Origin of the sequence: Xanthovirga aplysinae (assembly GCF_009711365.1) — a bacterium.
Classification (GTDB): domain Bacteria; phylum Bacteroidota; class Bacteroidia; order Cytophagales; family Cyclobacteriaceae; genus Xanthovirga; species Xanthovirga aplysinae.
This window is the reverse complement of the sequence record NZ_SMMB01000170.1, coordinates 1-569: the sequence shown is the minus strand read 5'-3', so window position 1 is coordinate 569 and position 569 is coordinate 1. Positions and strand designations below refer to the sequence as shown.

General features: G+C 39.7%; 1 protein-coding gene. It reads left to right on the top strand.

Annotated elements, in window-relative coordinates; genetic code table 11:
- Nucleotides 1-569 (top strand): hypothetical protein (locus E1171_RS23220; protein WP_187696106.1); only part of this gene is annotated, 569 nt, incomplete at both ends.

Below are 569 nucleotides of genomic sequence, written 5' to 3'. Positions count from 1 at the left end.
CTATCAATTAAATGATTGGTCTTCTGATGTCACTGGAACATTCAGTTTAATTGCAGAAATAGAGTTAAGCGATGGAAGTTTAATTCAATCTGAAGCAGTCAGTTTTGAAGTACAAGAAGATACTGGAGGTACTCCTTCGGTTTGTTCTGGAGAAGGAATCGGAATTACCAGCCCAGGTCTTACCGATTTTCACTATACAGTAAATACTAGTGGGCAAGCCAATATCCAATTCACACCTGCAAGAGCAGGAGTTGCTCAAAGTACTATAATTGTTGTAGTAAACGGAGCTGGTTATCACATGCAAAGTGATGGAAATGGTGGTTTCACTCATGACCTAATCTCTAATGAGGGCACTATCGATTTCTATTTTGTCTATGACGTGCCAGAAGGAGGAGAAAGAAATAGCAGTGCTAATCCATTTAGTTGTACATTATCCGGTGCTTTAGTACAAGCGTCAACCCAGAATTTAGTAGAAAGTGACGTTACATCCCACTTCACTCCGATTTCTATTTATCCAAATCCTGTAGAGGAAATAATCAACTTTGATGGAAGCTGGCCTGGAGAATCAG